Raw genomic sequence first — 15,059 nt, 5'->3', positions numbered from 1 at the left:
CACAAGGGCATTCCCGGTTTAGAAGGTGCGGCATGAGCCTAATGGAATTTCAATTTGAACGTCAGTCCAACCCGGTCGATACGATCGAGTATGTGGCCTCCAATAATGACTGGTCTTTCGAGCGGTCCGGCGAAGATGAAATCGCCATGACCGTGGATGGCCGCTGGGCTGCCTATCACGTGTCCTTCTCCTGGATGGAGGAATGCGAGGCGCTGCATCTGGCCTGCGCCTTCGATATCAGGGTTCCCGAACCCAGGGTCAACGAGATCATCCGGCTTCTGTCTCATATCAATGGTCAGGTGCTGATGGGCCATTTCGATCTGTGGCGACAGGAAGACGTGGTGATTTTCCGTCAGTCGCTCATCCTGGCGGGCGGTGCCGAGCCGACCAATCAGCAGGTTGAAGTGCTGCTGTCCAGCGCGGTCGAGGCCTGCGAGACCTATTTTCAGGCGTTCCAGTTCGTCGTCTGGTCGGGGCTCGACGCCAAATCGGCGATGGATGCGGTGCTGTTCACCACGGTTGGCGAGGCCTGAGCATGGCCAGTTCGCAGACCTCGGGTCCGATCGTTCTTGTCGGCGCCGGCAATATGGGCGGTGCCATGCTGTCAGGCTGGCTGAAGAATGGCGTTGATCCGGCCTCGGTGATCGTTATTGATCCCGGCGCGAGTGATGCCGCCAAGGACCGGTTTGCCCAGGCTGGCGTGCGCCATGTCACGCAGGCGCCGGGCGATCTCGTGGCTGGTCTGCTGTTTCTGGCCGTCAAGCCGCAAGTGATGGAAGCGGTGCTTGCGCCGCTCAAGCCCCTGGTCGATGCCGATACGGTTGTGGTGTCCGTGGCTGCCGGAAAGACCCTGTCTTTCATGGAAACCCATTTGGGGGTTGCGGCCATGGTCCGCGCCATGCCCAATACGCCTGCCATGGTCGGACGTGGCGTGACCGGCGCTTATGCCAATAGCGAGGTCAGTGAAGATCAGCGGGCTCGGGTGACGGCGCTTTTGGCCGTTTCCGGTCCAGTGGAGTGGGTTGCTAGCGAAAGCGATATCGACGCGGTCACCGCCGTTTCGGGCAGCGGTCCGGCCTATGTGTTTTATCTCGTCGAGTGCATGGCTGAGGCAGGCCGTAAAGCTGGTCTGCCAGCGGACCTCGCCATGCGTCTCGCACGGGAAACCGTCGCGGGGGCTGGTGAAATGTTGCACCAGTCCCCGGACGATGCCGCCACGCTGCGCAAGAATGTCACCTCGCCGGGCGGCACCACGGCGGCGGCCCTTGGCGTGCTGATGGCTGACCAGGGCATGCAGCCATTATTCGACACGGCGATAGCCGCCGCGAAACGCCGGGCCGAGGAGCTTGCCTCTTGAGCGGGACGGAAAAATCCTCCGACGAGATCACTTATGGCGATTTCGAAAAAGTCGATATCCGGGTCGGGACGATCATCGAGGCAGAGCCTTTTCCTGAGGCCCGCAAGCCAGCCTACAAGCTGCGGATTGATTTCGGCCCTGAGATCGGCATCAAGCGGTCATCGGCGCAGATCACCGTACATTATACGCCGGAAAGCCTTGTTGGTCGCCAAGTGCTCGGCGTGGTCAATTTTCCGCCGCGCCAGATCGGGTCTGTGCGGTCCGAGGTTCTCACCCTTGGTTTCGAGGATGAGGCCGGAGCCATCGTGCTGGCTTCGGTGGAGCGCGGCGTTCCGAATGGGCGCAAAATGATGTAGTGTGCCGCGCTCGGGCGTTCCGTAACCGGCCTACGGTGTTAAACCGGAATACGGATCGTGGCGCGCAGGCCCCCCAGTGGGCTGTCGCCAAGTGTGACATTGCCGCCATGGCTGCGGGCGATGTCGCGGGCGATGGCGAGGCCAAGTCCGGTGCCTGACGCATCCTGATTGCGGGCCTCATCCAGCCTGAAAAACGGCTTGAACACATCGTCGCGGGATTGGGCGGGAATGCCGGGACCATCATCATCGAAGACGATGGTCAGCCATTTGGCTCCGTGGCGGGCTTCGACATGCATGGTATTGGCATAGCGGCGGCCATTGGCGGCAAGATTGCCCACCAGCCGCCAGAAGGCATTGGGACGCACCCGAATCTGCTCGTCACCCTCAATCACATAGCTGAAGGTCTTGCCGTGCAGCCGGTAATCGGCGCTGATTTTCTCCAGCATGTCCTTCAGGCTGAAGGGGCCGAAATTCTCCTCGGCCTCACCCTTGGCAAAGGCCATATAGCCTTCGAGCATGGATTGCATGGCCTCGACATCTTCATTTAACGGTTCAAGATCGGGATTGTCGCCCGCTAGCGCCAATTGCAACTTGAACCGTGTGAGGATGGTGCGCAGGTCGTGACTGACGCCGGTCAGCATGGCGGTGCGCTGTTCCATCTGCCGCTCGATCCGCTCGCGCATCAGAATGAAGGCGAGACCTGCCCGGCGGATTTCATCGGCTCCGCGTGGGCTGAAGTCCTTGGCGGGTTTTTGCCCCTTGCCAAAGCTTTCGGCAGCCTCGGCCAGCGACAGGATCGGGCGGATCTGGCCGCGCAGGAACAGTGTGGCGATGACGATCAGCACCAGCGACGTGCCGAACATCCACAACAGGAAGATATGAGTATTGGAGGCATAGGCCTGGTTGCGCCGGGCGAAAATCCGCAGAACCTCGCCATTCAACTGGATACGGATCTCGATCAACGGCGAATCGCCGACGGTATCGATCCAGAAGGGCCGCTTGATCTGGTTGCGCAATTCATCGCTGAGCAATTGATCGAGAATCGAAAAGAATGGCTTGGGGCGAGGGGCGGGCAATTCGCCGTTCTTTTCCAGCGAGGCGACCAGACCCAGCTTGGAATTGGCAATTTTCAGCGTGTTGGCTGCGTCCTGGGGATAGGTTTCAAGCAAGACGATCACCGTGGCAATGTCACGGGTGACGGCGGCGGACAGGCGTTGCGTCACCATCTGCCAGTGGCGCTCCATGAACACGAACAGCAAGACGGTCTGGAGGATCAGCATCGGCAGGATGATGATCAGCAGGGCACGGGCAAACAGGCCGGTCGGAAACTGGCGGCGCAGCCAGCGGCTGAACCAGCGCAGGTCGATCCACGAAATGCGCCGGTATTTCAATCGGCTGAAGGCTTGCCTGAACGTCATGGTCGTATCCGTTATGGTTGACCGCTGCTGGTCGGATGCAGCCTTTAGAGCATCAGAACGATGCTCTAAATTTTTGTTTGCGCATCGGATTCATCCGAAAACCGGTTCTTAACTTTCGGTCCGATGCTCTAATCCCGGCTGAGGCGATAACCGATGCCGCGCACGGTTTGCAGCCAGACCGGATTGGCCGGGTCGTCCTCGATCTTGCGGCGCAGGCGGTTGATCTGCACGTCGATGGTGCGTTCACCGACATCGGTATCCTCGCCCACCAGTTCGTGACGCGGAATGGTATCACCCGCCCGGTTGGCAAACAGCAGCATGATGTCCTGCTCGCGGTCGGTCAGGTGAATGACCTCTGGTCCCTTTTTCAGCTCCTTGCGCAGGATGGAGAATGTATAGGGGCCGAACATCACCTGTTCGATTTTCGGCGTATCGGCGCTGGTGTTGCGCCGCAGGATGTTGTTGATGCGCAGCACCAGTTCACGCGGATCGAACGGCTTGGCAAGATAGTCGTCGGCACCTGCCTCTAGCCCGGCAATGCGCGAATCGGCTTCCGTGCGGGCCGTCAGAAGAATGATTGGCGCATTGATCTCGCCGCTTAGCGATTTTGTCAGCGACAGGCCGTTCTCGCCCGGCATCATCACATCAACGATTAGCAGGTCATAGGCCAGGCCCGCCAGCTTGCGGCGGGCTTCCTGCGCTTCAGCAGCGACGGTGACGCGAAAGCCCTGCTCGGTCAGGTAGCGATGCAAGAGATCGCGGATTCGTGTATCGTCATCGACAACAAGGAGGTGCGGGGCATCGTCGGTCAGGTCAATACGCTTCATACTGCTCAAGGCTCCTGATCTAGCGGGGGTGCCGCGCCATTCTCACTGCGCATGGCAGCCAGAAAAGTACGAACCGCCTGTCTCTGTTCGCCGGAAAACCCTTCGAAGGCACGGGCAATCCGGCGCGATTGCGGGTCCGACAGTGCCAGCGCCAGTTCGCGCCCGGCCAATGTCGGATAGAGGCGGCGTTGACGCCGGTCGGCGGGGCCGGTCATCTGGCGAATATAGCCCTCGTCGATCAATTCCTTCAGAACCCGGGCGAGGCTCTGCTTGGTGATGCGAAGCAACCCCAGAAGGTCGGCCACTGTCATGCCCGGCTGGCGGTTGACGAAATGCACCGCCCGGTGATGGGCGCGGCCATAGCCCAGCTTGGCCAGAATCTCGTCCGGATCGGAAATGAAATCACGATAGGCGAAGAAGAAGGCTTCGATCGTTTCGAAATCGATGCTTTTATCGTCGATATGCGGCATGTCCGGCAGCTGCTTTTTCGCCGTTCTCACCGATGACGTTTTCTGCACGTGTTTCAGTTCCTTGTTCTACCGGTATAGCGCCGGAGCGGTGCTTCGGCGTGGTCCATGCACTTGAAATTCGGTGCAAAACTATGACGAGTGCGATCAAAACGCTATTAAAAAAGCCGGTTTTCCAAAGATGCCGTCAAAAGAGGCTTTTCTGCCTGAGAAATATTTTCAAGGCCATGCAACCAAAGCTCCGCTCAAGGCTTTATGAGGACAATAGATGGGGAACGGGGTGGCGATTGTCGATGGAGACAGTCGCGATCCCTTCAAAGCGATGAGGATGCTTTGGCGTTTTCATGCACTGGTAGAACAAGAGGCTGACTGCAATGTCATCAAATCTCGCGTCGGAGACCGTACCGGAATTCTCGTCCGACATTCCTGTCGCACAGGCCGTCGAAAACACCCTTAAGCCGGTGATGATCCTGGTTTTCACCTTAAAAATCGCCGTGGCAGCGCTTCTGGTCGGCAATGTAATGATGCCGAACCTTCATTCTGCCGAAGCCGAAATGGTCGCCGTACCCTGATCCTCTTCGATGGTCTGAGACGCATTGTCGCCGTCGCTCGATGCGAGGTTTCTAGCCTTTTGCCGCTATAGGAATTTCCGCAAGACCGCTGTCCACTTTTCAGCCCTATGCTGTATATGGTCTGTAAAGGTCGCCATTGGTTCGCGGCACGCCGATAGTCAGAGGTTTAGGTATGGGACAGCTTCAGGCCGGGATTATTCCCGTGACGCCATTTCAGCAGAATTGCACAGTCTTCTTCGATAGCGAGACCAAGGAAGGCGTGGTGGTCGATCCGGGTGGCGATGTCGAGGAAATCCTGCGCATGGTGCAGGAAAACGGCATTACCCTGAAGGAGATCTGGCTGACCCACGGCCATCTCGATCATGCTGGTGGCGCCGAAGACCTCAAGGACGCGCTCGGCATCCAGATCATAGGCCCGCATCGCGACGATAAGCCTTTGCTGGACGCGCTGGAAGGGCAGAGCGCCCGCTTCAATCTTCCCATCAAGCTGCGCAATGTGACGCCCGACCGCTTTCTGGAAGAAGGCGACGTCGTTGGCTTTTCCGGTCATGAATTCGAGGTGCTGCATTGCCCCGGCCATGCACCTGGCCATGTGGTGTTTTTCAATCGCGTCCAGAATTTCGCCCATCTGGGCGATGTGCTGTTTAACGGTTCTATCGGACGCACAGATCTGCCGGGCGGTAATCCTCAGCAATTGCTGGCATCGATCCGCGATAAGGTCTTGCCGCTGGGAGACGATGTTGGCTTCATTTGCGGTCATGGCCCCGGCAGTCGGATCGGCGACGAGCGCCGCAGCAATCCGTTTCTGAAAGGCCTTTGAAAGGGTCTTTGAAGGGTAGAAAAAACCCGGCAAAACTTGCCGGGCCGCTGGGCGAAATGAAATGTGTGAACGAGGGTCTCAGCCTGCGATTTGCAGATTGACGGCCTTTGGTCCCTTGCCGCGGCGGTCCGGTTCCGTATCGAAGCTTACTTTTTGATTTTCACTCAATCCGTTCAGACCGGAAGCCTGAACGGCGGAGATGTGGACGAAAATATCCGCACCGCCATTGTCCGGCTTGATAAAGCCGAAGCCTTTGTCGTTGTTGAAGAATTTTACAATGCCAGTTTCGGCCATGCGTCAGGTCCTTTTGTCTCTGTCCGGGATCGGCGGACAGCATTGCTCAATCCCGCCCAGGGTCGAGGCAGGGGTCTAGGCGAGCAAGTTTAAATTGTGAGGAAAGGTCCCTGTTACCGCAGCCACAAGCTGTGAACGACGCCAGTCGTATCCCCTTATGGATGCCCGGAACTTCTGCGTCTCCGGTGCCAGTCGAAATTTAGATCTTTCCGCGCCTTTAAATTGCCCGAACCCTTCAAGAGTGCTTGGTTTGTGGGAAATTGGCAAGCAAAAGTTTTTTTACCAATCTATGATCTGGCATGGTTCAAGCCGGAGCAATTCGTGCCTTTCCGGGCCAAATCTGTGCTGATTTCGCCGAAAATTGCGGAAACTGCATCGTGGACGATGTAATTCATCCTCAATATGCCGGTTGCAGCGGTAAAGTTTTTCAAAGTTGTAAAATAAGGCGTGACTTAAAATTTATTGCCGGACAATGCGCTGTTTGCCCCATTCGGGCACGATTTCCACCGCCAGCATGGCGAGAAACATCAGGGCACAGCCGAGATAGCCGATTGGCGCCAAGGATTCATGCAGGATGACAGCGCCCAGGAGCGCACCAAACAGCGCCTCCGACGACATGAAAATCGCCGCCTGAGACGAGGATGTGTAGCGCTGGCCGATGATTTGCAGGCTGAAGGCCAATCCGCTCGACAGCAGGCCGCCATAAAGGATCTGCGTCATCGAATTCTCGATATCGGCAAGGCTGATCGGCTCCAGGCTGAGGGCGGCGAGCGTGCAGAGCAGGGCGGTAACGGCAAACTGGATGGCGGCAAGCGCCAAGGGCCGCGACAGGGTCTGGATAATCCGGCCCGTCAGCAGGATTTGCACCGCGAAAAACCCGGCGCACAGGATGGTCAGGCCGTCGCCTGTACTCAGGGCTGACAGGCTGCCGCCGCTGAGCAGCAGGATGCCGAGCAGGGCGGCCAAAGCCGCTGGCCAGATGATCCAATGGGGCCGGTGCCGAAGAAACACCACTGCCATGACCGGCACGATCACCACATAGAGACCGGTGAGAAAACTGGCATTGGTCACGGTGGTTGTTTTCAGGCCAAATTGCTGGGCGGTCTGGGCGGCAAACAGCAGGACGCCGATAATGACGAACATCCTCACGTCACCCACCGACAATCTGTCTCGGGCACGCCGGCTTTCGAGCACGGCAAAAGGCAGCAGGACAATTGTTGCAATGCCAAATCGCAGGGCGTTGAACCAGTTGGCGCCCAGATGATCCATGGCGGTGGACTGCGCCACGAACCCACCGCCCCAGATGGCGGCAGCCAGAAGAAGAAGGAGATTGGCCTGAATACGGGTCACTGAAACATCCTGATCCTGCCCTGCGGCTGGTATTTTGGCTACGCAGGCAATGCGGTGCCTCTATCAGGCGTCATCAATGGCCGCAAGAACAGCGATGGCTGTTTTGGACCATCCCAGGGTTGTTTTCAGGTGTTTCAAAAAATACGAAACTTCCCTGCGGAAACGATCTACAGATCCTGATTGTTTTTTGGCGGTGCCCGGTTAAGCCAGACGACCAGCAGACCGAACAGGCTGAGCAGGGCAAGAACGCGGCGGTCGGCCAATACCGAGAGATAGCCCGGGACATGCACGGAGGAGACGGTGCCAGCGACGGCTCGGTCGACGCCGTTGTTGCGGGCAAGTGTATTGGTCAGCAGATCTTTCTGGGCGATCGGCAGGGCAATGCTGCCGGTTTCCATCGTATCGACGGATGGTTGGCCGGGCGTCGTGCTTGCCGCCACTGAAGGGGCCGGTTGCCCGCTTGCGGGGGCCGCCGAAACCCATGCGGTCGGCAGGGTCAAAGCCGCCAGCGCAATCCAGGCCGCGAACATGGTTTTCCGGCTAAAATCCCAGGGTTTAGAGGGGGTATTTTCCGTCCTGTTCCGTCTCATCTCGCCGCTTCCTTCTGCCCAACCGCAGGATGATAAAAGCCGGTCGAAATCGTCGGCAAAGGGACCGAATTGCGGCACTGCACTGCAAAAATTGAGGCGATATTGTGGCGCGTTAACATTTGGCCATTCCGACCGGTTAACGGCGCTTTCCGTCGTCCTGGCCAGCATCCTTGGCGGTGGTTTTTGGGCGCTCCTGTCACGGTGACAAGAAAAGCATCGGCACTGGCCGTTTCCGCTTGATCCGGGCAGGCAGAATTGTCATACAGCTGTAACCTGAAGCCTTGGGCAAACCAAGGTTTGCAATCGATCAACAGCTTCAGGATAATTTCATGGCTTTTCTTGCCGACGCCCTTTCCCGTGTTAAGCCTTCCGCCACCATTGCCGTGTCGCAGAAAGCTCGTGAACTGAAAGCGAAAGGCCGTGACGTGATCGGCCTTGGCGCGGGCGAACCGGACTTCGATACGCCCGACAACATCAAGCAGGCCGCCATCGACGCCATCCATCGCGGCGAGACCAAGTACACGCCGATCTCAGGTATTCCGGAGTTGCGCAAGGCGATTGCCGACAAGTACAAGCGCGAGAACAATCTGGACTACAAGCCGGAGCAGACGATTGTCGGCACCGGTGGCAAGCAGATCCTATTCAACGCCTTCATGGCGACGCTGAACGCCGGCGATGAAGTGATCATTCCGACGCCTTACTGGGTCTCCTATCCGGAAATGGTGGCGCTGTGCGGCGGCATGCCTGTCTTCGTTGCCACCACGCAGGAGAATAACTTCAAGCTGACGGCTGAAGATCTCGAAAAGGCCATCACGCCGAAGACCAAGTGGTTTCTGTTCAACTCGCCGTCCAACCCCTCAGGTGCTGCCTATACCGAGGCCGAGCTGAAGGCACTGACCGATGTGCTGTTGCGCCACGAGCAGGTCTGGGTGCTGACCGACGACATGTATGAGCACCTGGTCTATGGTGACTTCAAATTCACCACGCCAGCTGAAGTGGAGCCGAAGCTCTATGACCGCACGCTGACCATGAACGGCGTGTCCAAGGCCTATGCGATGACCGGCTGGCGGATCGGCTATGCCGCAGGCCCGCTGCCGCTGATCAAGGCGATGGACATGATCCAGGGCCAGCAGACATCAGGCGCTTGCTCAATCGCTCAGTGGGCGGCTGTGGAAGCGTTGAACGGTACCCAGGACTTCATTCCGGAAAACAAGAAGATCTTCGAGGGCCGCCGTGATCTGGTGGTCTCGATGCTCAACCAGGCCAAGGGTATCGTATGCCCGTCGCCGGAAGGGGCTTTCTATGTCTATCCGTCTTGCGCGGGGCTGATGGGCAAGACCGCGCCGTCGGGCAAGGTTCTGGAAACCGATGAGGATTTCGTCACCGAACTGCTGGAAACCGAAGGCGTGGCCGTGGTGCATGGCAGCGCCTTCGGTCTTGGCCCGAATTTCCGCATTTCCTACGCGACCTCGGAAGCCCTGCTGGAAGAAGCCTGCAAGCGCATTCAGCGCTTCTGCGCCGCCTGCAAGTAAGCTATAGCAAGACAGCACATAAAAGGGCGGGATGGTGATACCATCCCGCCCTTTTTCTATTGATCTATCGGCGGCACCGATCAAGCATTCTGCATCTGCTTTCCTGCTGGGGCAGGGGCAGGGGCCGGAACCGGTTTTGGTTGCGGGGCCGGGGCAAAATGGATGTCGCGTTCGCGGTAAAGCGCTGGCAGAGCCAGAAGCGACACGCAGAACACGGCAATCGCGGTTTTCGACAGTTCCGAGAACGGTCCGATCCGGCCGTCGATATAGCGCACAGCGAACACGACCAGAACATGCCAGAGATAGACATGCAGGGAGTGACGGCCCAGCAATTGCAGGAAGCTGAGGCTGAAGACACTGTTGACCACGCTTGCGGTCTTGCGGACGATAGCGCTGTCATATTTCGGACCAGCGATCAGCAACCAGGCAACCAGGCTGGCCATGGCGGCGAAATTCAGCAGATAGACCGGGCCGAAATCGGCGCGCACTTCCATTGTGCCGAACTTTTGCAGCACGACGTCAGGCATCAGCCCATGGGCGGTCATGATGCGCAGTGGCAGGAAGAAGATGAGGATGGCAAGCGCCGTCTTGGGGATCAGCGTCTTTTCCGGGCTGAACACCTTGCTCCAGTTGATATTGCCCGTCGCCGTCAGGCTTCCGACAATCAGGCCGCCGAAAAATACGATCTGCCAGCCCAGCAGGTTGAAGCTGGCGCGAATGCCTTCCTTTTCGGCGGCACCCAGCCAGGCATCCAGCGGATAGGTAATCAGGCGGTGCAGACCAAGCTGGCCTGCCATCCAGACGACCAATGAGCCGATAGCGACGCTGGCCCAGCGACCGGTAATGCAGAGCCAGATCAACACAGGCGCAAACACCATGTATATGATATATTGCGGCAGGATATCCATATAGGTCGGCTGGAACAGGAATGTGGCGATTGAGGCGAGGCGCAGTGGATCGCTGAGCGACACTTCGCCCAGCCAGTCGTGCCAGATCCCTATAGCACCGGGAAGCACAAGCCTTGCTGCAAGCACAAGCAGGATAATGCCCATGGCGTAACGGTAAAGTTCCAGCGCCCGCGCCCAGATCCGCTCGCGCCCCGCTTCATAGCCGCTTTTCAGCATCTTGCGGCCATAGACCATGCCGACCAGCAGGCCGGACATGAACACGAAGCCCTGCGCATCCTCGACGAATGTCAGGTTGCGGTGATTGACCTCTACCAGCAGATAGCCGCCCGTGAAGATCAGGTGGTTCAACATCATGAAGACGAGGAAATATCCCCGCATTCCGTCTAGGACATCTAATCTTTTCAAGGTCCCGGCTCCCGGTTCGCGTCCTGCCCAGCAGGTCGGTTTTTGCCCTTCATCGTGGTGACAATGCGGCGGACCGGGTAACGACCCGATCACATAACCGCAACGAGTGTTTGCAAGAAAGGTTCCGGCATCAAAATCTTGTGACTGGATTTTGACCGGAAACCGCTGCCATCAAAGGCCCAGAGCAGACAGCATGATGAAGGTGGCAAACAGGATGAAATGGGTCATGCCCTCGATGGCATTGGTCTCGCCATCGTTGAGGTTGATGGCCGCCGCAACAAGGGTGATCAGCACCATCACCGTCTGCACCGGGGTCATCGCCATGATGAAGGGCTGGCCGGTGTAAAGCGCGATGGCCTCCATGACCGGCACTGTCAGGATAACGGTCGACAGCGATGCCCCCATGGCGATGTTGACGGTGGCCTGCATACGGTTGCGCAAAGCCGCCTTCAGGGCGGTCATGATTTCGGGGGCAGCCGAAATGGTGGCAACGACGATGGCCATGATAGTTGGTGGCGCGCCGGTGTCACGCAGGCCCTCCGTCATCAGGGCGGACATGAATTCAGCGAGAACGCCGATCAACACCACACCGAACAGGATGACAGCGATGGAGGATGCGATGCTTCCTTCTTCCTCGTCATGGGCTTCGCTCTCATGCGGGGCCTGCTGTGGTTCTGCGGCGCTTGTTCCTGTGTCGATGCCAGCGGATGGGACCTTCGTGGTTTTGGGCGCGGCGCGGCCGGTATAGCTATAACTGAAGAAATAGCTGTGCTGCCCGACCTGCATGCGCAAGAACAGCCCATAAAGCGCCAGCATGGCAAAGATGGTGAAGGTGGAATAATAGGTCCATTTATCGACGGGAATGAATTCTGGCACGATCATCGAGATGCCCATCGCCGTCAGGATCATCACGCCATAGGTCTTGCCACTATCGTCATTATAGGGCTGTTCGCCGTGTTTCAGCCCGCCCAGCAGGGCGGCAAGGCCCAGAATACCGTTGATATCCAGCATGACAGCCGAATAGATCGTGTCGCGCACCAGGGTAGGTGAGCTTTCGCCCTGCATCATGATGGCAAGGATCAGCACTTCCACGGCCACGGCTGACAGGGTGAGAATCATTGTGCCATAGGGGTCGCCAACCCGGCGAGCCAGGATTTCCGCGTGATGCGCGACTCGGATCGAGGCTACCAATATGCCGCCAATCAACACTGCGGCAGCGATGAGGCTGATGGTTGGCCCGGCCTCGATCAGGGAATGTTCGAGGAAGAACACGGCGATCGCCAAGGCGATGGGGATCAGCAGGGACTTTTCCCGGAGCAAAACTGTCACGTCTCTTCATCCTTTGAAACCGCAGGCGCGGCATTTGTCATTCTAGTAAGGTATTGCGGCAAGCAAGGGCCACTCAGGGGATAAATATGGGATTTCCGTAAAGCGATTCGCTATTGCGGTGCGTCCATTCTCTTTCGCACCTGCAACGTGCCGAGGCAATTTGCAGTTCCGTCCTCAAGATGCGATAGTTACACCAACGGCATTGAAAATGGCCGTTGGTGTTCCTTTTTCGAATATCTCAAGCCTTTGACGCATTTGAGATATTCGAAACGCCTTCAAGGTGAGGATGCGGTAGCATCTTCGAGCCTTGATGTTACGGGACAGGGAGCTCATTCATTGCACAGGGAGAAGATACATCATGGTCAAGGTTACCTATGAAATCGTTCCGCATGATGAAGGCTGGGCCTATCGGCTGAATGGTGCCTATTCCGAACGCTTCGACAGCCATGACCAGGCATTGGAAGCGGCGCGGATCGTCATGCAGGAAATCGCCCAGGCCGATGAGCCGGTGCGGATCGTCTATCAGGATGAGAGCGGCAAGTGGCGGGCAGAAATGAGCAATGGCGATGATCGGCCCGAGGTGGAAATCCTTGACCACTACGACCAATCCCGCACCGCCTGAACGGCCTGTACCGCCTGAACGGCCCGCACTGGCTTAACAGGTTACGCAATCCAGGTTCGCTTGCGAACCAGGACTGCATTGAGCGGTCAACGTCATTCGCGCAGATAGGCCAATAATCCCTCTACCACGGCGTCGAACACCGTCCGGCAGCGGCGGCTGAGCTTCAGGTCCTCATGCATGACCACGAATGTGTCGAGCGCGATATCGAGGGTTCCGGGCAGGACTTCGATGAGATCCGCATGGCGGCGGGCGAGGCCGGGCTGACACATGCCGATCCCCAATCCGGCGCGGATGGCTGCAAATTGTGCCAGATTGCTGTCGCTGCGGAACTGAAAATGCAGGGCATCCAGATCCGGGCGGGTTCTCAGCAGGTCCCTGATATAGGCCAATTGCCGGTCGAAACCGATGAGGCGATGCTCGGCGAGCTGCGCCAGACTTGATGGCGTACCATGACGCTCGAGATAGCGCCGATGGGCATAAAAGCCGATGCCAATCGCCCCGATATGGCGGCTAATCAGAGCAAGCTGGGTCGGCGCGACCATACGCACGGCAATATCCACTTCTCGGTGGAGCAGATCCTCCATCTGGTCAGTGGCCGATAGCTCGATTTCCAGCCCGGGAAACTGCTCCTGTAAGGGGGTGAAAATTGGGGGAAGCACTTCCACGGCGATCATTTCGCTGGCGCTGATCCGCACCGGTCCGCGCAATTCTCCTGCCTCTCCCTGCTCCCCGGCTGCGATGCGCGCCAGCGATGTGCTGGTGGCCGCCATCAGGGCAGCGTGGCCGCGCATGGCGAGGGCGGTTTCCGTTGGCAGCAAGCCGCGCTGGCTGCGCACAAACAAGGGCGTGCCAAAAGCCTGCTCCAGCATCTCGATATGGCGACCGACTGTCGGCTGGGTCAGGCCGAGCTGACGCGCTGCGCCAGACAGCGAACCCTCCGTGATTACGGCGAGAAGACTGCGGTAGAGATCCCAACTCAGTTGATCTGCGTTCATGCATTTTTGTATAGCATGGATAAGAAAATATACAATTTCGAATACATCAGTCATGAGGGATGATCGGCAATCGAAACAGCACAAGCCTGGAGATTGCTATGACAGAGATCGACGATATCACGGGTTTCATTCCGCAGCCTGGCCCGATTGCCCTCGTGCTCGGTGCAACGGGAGGTGTCGGGGGTGCCGTCGCACGGGCGCTGGCCGGTCGGGGATACCATGTGCGGGCTTTGCATCGCGATGCGGCCCGAATGGCTGCAAAACAGAAAGAACGGCAGCCAGCACTGGAGCCAGTACTGGAATGGGTGCAGGGCGATGCGATGAACCGCGACGATGTCATCTACGCGGCCAAAGACGCCTCAGTTATCCTGCATGGCGTCAATCCGCCCGGCTATCGCAACTGGGGGACACTGGTGCTGCCGATGATAGACAACACTATTGCCGCCGCCCGTGCCAGCGGTGCCTGTATCCTGATGCCGGGGACGATCTATAATTATGGCCCGGATGCCTTCCCGCTGCTCAATGAGGAGAGCCCGCAACATCCGCGGACGGTCAAGGGCGAGATCCGGGTAGAGTTGGAGCGGCGGCTGGAACAGGCGGCAGGCGAGGGGGTGCGGGTCATTCTTGTCCGGGCTGGTGATTTCTTCGGGCCTGAGGCGGGAAATAATTGGTTTGCTCAAGGGCTGATTACCCCCGGCAAGCCCGTGACCCAGGTTAACCTGCCGGGCAAGCCGGGCGTCAGCCATAGCTGGGCCTATCTGCCTGATGTCGCGGAAACCTTTATCCGGCTACTGGAACGCGTGCCTGATATGCCAGCCTTCGCCCGTTTTCACATGCAGGGCCATGTCGATACGGACGGATATGCCATGGCACAGGCGATCCAGCGGGTAAGTGGCAGCGATTCTGTCCGGTTCAAGCGCTTTGCCTGGTGGATGGTGCCGCTGTTGTCACCCATCCTGCCGGTGTTCAGGGAATTGCTGGAAATGCGCTACCTGTGGCGCGAACCCATTGCGCTGGATAATCGTCGTCTTGTCGAGGTGCTTGGGGAGGAGCCTAGGACGAGGCTGGACGTGGCGGTTGCGACGACCTTGAAGAGCCTGAAGTGCTTGCAAACCTCTGCGGTTCACCCTGACGGAAGCCGTTCGATGGCATCTGAAACCGCGCCGCAATAATGCAAAAAGACCCCGCCGGATGGCGGCGGGGTCTATATTAAGGTC

Annotated in this window: 17 protein-coding genes; 8 read left to right on the top strand and 9 right to left on the bottom strand. The window is 58.2% G+C overall.

Annotated elements, in window-relative coordinates; translation table 11 throughout:
- Positions 1-32: 32 nt before the first annotated feature.
- Genes AVI_RS12495 through AVI_RS12485 form a run of 3 tightly spaced genes read left to right on the top strand, consistent with a single transcriptional unit; the run spans position 33 to position 1,713 of the window.
- On the top strand, positions 33-533 hold the full coding sequence (locus tag AVI_RS12495) for a type III secretion system chaperone family protein (RefSeq protein WP_015916689.1): 501 nt from the start codon (positions 33-35) through the stop codon (positions 531-533).
- A gap of 2 nt (positions 534-535) precedes the next feature.
- Positions 536-1,357 (top strand): pyrroline-5-carboxylate reductase, encoded by an 822-nt coding sequence (gene proC / locus AVI_RS12490; RefSeq protein WP_015916688.1) that lies wholly within the window; start codon positions 536-538, stop codon positions 1,355-1,357.
- Entirely contained in the window at positions 1,354-1,713 is a 360-nt protein-coding gene (locus tag AVI_RS12485; protein WP_015916687.1) for a tRNA-binding protein, read from the top strand. The genes proC and AVI_RS12485 overlap by 4 nt, the downstream gene beginning before the upstream one ends.
- 38 nt (positions 1,714-1,751) lie before the next feature.
- Here the strand turns inward: AVI_RS12485 and AVI_RS12480 are convergent, their stop codons facing one another.
- The 3 genes from AVI_RS12480 to AVI_RS12470 form a co-directional block, all read right to left on the bottom strand.
- Positions 1,752-3,131: a sensor histidine kinase gene (locus AVI_RS12480; protein WP_080516992.1), complete on the bottom strand. Its 1,380-nt coding sequence runs from the start codon at positions 3,129-3,131 to the stop codon at positions 1,752-1,754.
- Between the two features lie 128 nt (positions 3,132-3,259).
- The gene (locus tag AVI_RS12475) at positions 3,260-3,958 is read right to left on the bottom strand and encodes a response regulator (protein ID WP_015916685.1); all 699 of its coding nucleotides are present in this window, start codon (positions 3,956-3,958) and stop codon (positions 3,260-3,262) included.
- Between the two features lie 5 nt (positions 3,959-3,963).
- The gene (locus tag AVI_RS12470) at positions 3,964-4,428 is read right to left on the bottom strand and encodes a MarR family winged helix-turn-helix transcriptional regulator (protein ID WP_015916684.1); all 465 of its coding nucleotides are present in this window, start codon (positions 4,426-4,428) and stop codon (positions 3,964-3,966) included.
- A 371-nt stretch (positions 4,429-4,799) separates the two neighbouring features.
- Between AVI_RS12470 and AVI_RS12465 the strand changes: the two genes are divergently transcribed.
- Positions 4,800-4,997, top strand: a complete 198-nt coding sequence (locus tag AVI_RS12465; RefSeq protein ID WP_041696906.1) for a hypothetical protein — start codon at positions 4,800-4,802, stop codon at positions 4,995-4,997.
- Between the two features lie 172 nt (positions 4,998-5,169).
- Complete coding sequence (locus AVI_RS12460; RefSeq protein WP_015916683.1) at positions 5,170-5,817, top strand: MBL fold metallo-hydrolase; 648 nt, start codon at positions 5,170-5,172, stop codon at positions 5,815-5,817.
- Between the two features lie 78 nt (positions 5,818-5,895).
- Here AVI_RS12460 and AVI_RS12455 read toward each other — a convergent pair whose 3' ends face one another.
- From AVI_RS12455 to AVI_RS12445, 3 genes are all read right to left on the bottom strand, one after another.
- Positions 5,896-6,111 carry a cold-shock protein gene (locus AVI_RS12455; RefSeq protein ID WP_015916682.1) on the bottom strand — a complete coding sequence of 72 codons (216 nt, stop codon included), beginning with the start codon at positions 6,109-6,111 and terminating at the stop codon, positions 5,896-5,898.
- A gap of 459 nt (positions 6,112-6,570) precedes the next feature.
- Positions 6,571-7,461, bottom strand: a complete 891-nt coding sequence (locus AVI_RS12450; RefSeq protein ID WP_015916681.1) for a DMT family transporter — start codon at positions 7,459-7,461, stop codon at positions 6,571-6,573.
- A 167-nt stretch (positions 7,462-7,628) separates the two neighbouring features.
- On the bottom strand, positions 7,629-8,051 hold the full coding sequence (locus tag AVI_RS12445) for a hypothetical protein (protein ID WP_139192294.1): 423 nt from the start codon (positions 8,049-8,051) through the stop codon (positions 7,629-7,631).
- Between the two features lie 329 nt (positions 8,052-8,380).
- On the opposite strand from AVI_RS12445, the gene AVI_RS12440 reads away from it, so the two are divergent.
- Positions 8,381-9,583 (top strand): pyridoxal phosphate-dependent aminotransferase, encoded by a 1,203-nt coding sequence (locus AVI_RS12440; RefSeq protein WP_015916679.1) that lies wholly within the window; start codon positions 8,381-8,383, stop codon positions 9,581-9,583.
- A gap of 80 nt (positions 9,584-9,663) precedes the next feature.
- Here the strand turns inward: AVI_RS12440 and AVI_RS12435 are convergent, their stop codons facing one another.
- Positions 9,664-10,896, bottom strand: coding sequence for an OpgC family protein (locus tag AVI_RS12435; protein ID WP_049777213.1), 1,233 nt, complete (start codon positions 10,894-10,896; stop codon positions 9,664-9,666).
- A gap of 171 nt (positions 10,897-11,067) precedes the next feature.
- Positions 11,068-12,216 (bottom strand): calcium:cation antiporter, encoded by a 1,149-nt coding sequence (locus tag AVI_RS12430; RefSeq protein ID WP_156555251.1) that lies wholly within the window; start codon positions 12,214-12,216, stop codon positions 11,068-11,070.
- Between the two features lie 367 nt (positions 12,217-12,583).
- Between AVI_RS12430 and AVI_RS12425 the strand changes: the two genes are divergently transcribed.
- On the top strand, positions 12,584-12,847 hold the full coding sequence (locus AVI_RS12425; protein WP_015916676.1) for a DUF2188 domain-containing protein: 264 nt from the start codon (positions 12,584-12,586) through the stop codon (positions 12,845-12,847).
- Between the two features lie 92 nt (positions 12,848-12,939).
- On the opposite strand, the gene AVI_RS12420 is transcribed toward AVI_RS12425, so the two are convergent.
- On the bottom strand, positions 12,940-13,842 hold the full coding sequence (locus AVI_RS12420) for a LysR family transcriptional regulator (protein WP_015916675.1): 903 nt from the start codon (positions 13,840-13,842) through the stop codon (positions 12,940-12,942).
- Positions 13,843-13,940: 98 nt separating this feature from the next.
- Between AVI_RS12420 and AVI_RS12415 the strand changes: the two genes are divergently transcribed.
- Positions 13,941-15,014, top strand: a complete 1,074-nt coding sequence (locus AVI_RS12415) for an NAD-dependent epimerase/dehydratase family protein (RefSeq protein WP_049777306.1) — start codon at positions 13,941-13,943, stop codon at positions 15,012-15,014.
- Positions 15,015-15,059 lie beyond the last annotated feature (45 nt).

This window comes from Allorhizobium ampelinum S4 (assembly GCF_000016285.1).
In the GTDB taxonomy this organism is placed as follows: Bacteria; Pseudomonadota; Alphaproteobacteria; order Rhizobiales; family Rhizobiaceae; genus Allorhizobium; species Allorhizobium ampelinum.
The sequence above is the reverse complement of the archived record's forward strand: the minus strand, read 5'-3'. Positions and strand labels throughout refer to the sequence as shown.

Bases quoted from the DNA above. Each gene is read 5' to 3' on its own strand.
- AVI_RS12495 (WP_015916689.1), top strand. From the start codon at position 33: ATGAGCCTAATGGAATTTCAATTTGAACGTCAGTCCAACCCGGTCGAT.
- proC (WP_015916688.1), top strand. From the start codon at position 536: ATGGCCAGTTCGCAGACCTCGGGTCCGATCGTTCTTGTCGGCGCCGGC.
- AVI_RS12480 (WP_080516992.1), bottom strand. From the start codon at position 3,131: ATGACGTTCAGGCAAGCCTTCAGCCGATTGAAATACCGGCGCATTTCG.
- AVI_RS12475 (WP_015916685.1), bottom strand. From the start codon at position 3,958: ATGAAGCGTATTGACCTGACCGACGATGCCCCGCACCTCCTTGTTGTC.
- AVI_RS12470 (WP_015916684.1), bottom strand. From the start codon at position 4,428: ATGCCGCATATCGACGATAAAAGCATCGATTTCGAAACGATCGAAGCC.
- AVI_RS12465 (WP_041696906.1), top strand. From the start codon at position 4,800: ATGTCATCAAATCTCGCGTCGGAGACCGTACCGGAATTCTCGTCCGAC.
- AVI_RS12460 (WP_015916683.1), top strand. From the start codon at position 5,170: ATGGGACAGCTTCAGGCCGGGATTATTCCCGTGACGCCATTTCAGCAG.
- AVI_RS12455 (WP_015916682.1), bottom strand. From the start codon at position 6,111: ATGGCCGAAACTGGCATTGTAAAATTCTTCAACAACGACAAAGGCTTC.
- AVI_RS12445 (WP_139192294.1), bottom strand. From the start codon at position 8,051: ATGAGACGGAACAGGACGGAAAATACCCCCTCTAAACCCTGGGATTTT.
- AVI_RS12440 (WP_015916679.1), top strand. From the start codon at position 8,381: ATGGCTTTTCTTGCCGACGCCCTTTCCCGTGTTAAGCCTTCCGCCACC.
- AVI_RS12425 (WP_015916676.1), top strand. From the start codon at position 12,584: ATGGTCAAGGTTACCTATGAAATCGTTCCGCATGATGAAGGCTGGGCC.
- AVI_RS12420 (WP_015916675.1), bottom strand. From the start codon at position 13,842: ATGAACGCAGATCAACTGAGTTGGGATCTCTACCGCAGTCTTCTCGCC.
- AVI_RS12415 (WP_049777306.1), top strand. From the start codon at position 13,941: ATGACAGAGATCGACGATATCACGGGTTTCATTCCGCAGCCTGGCCCG.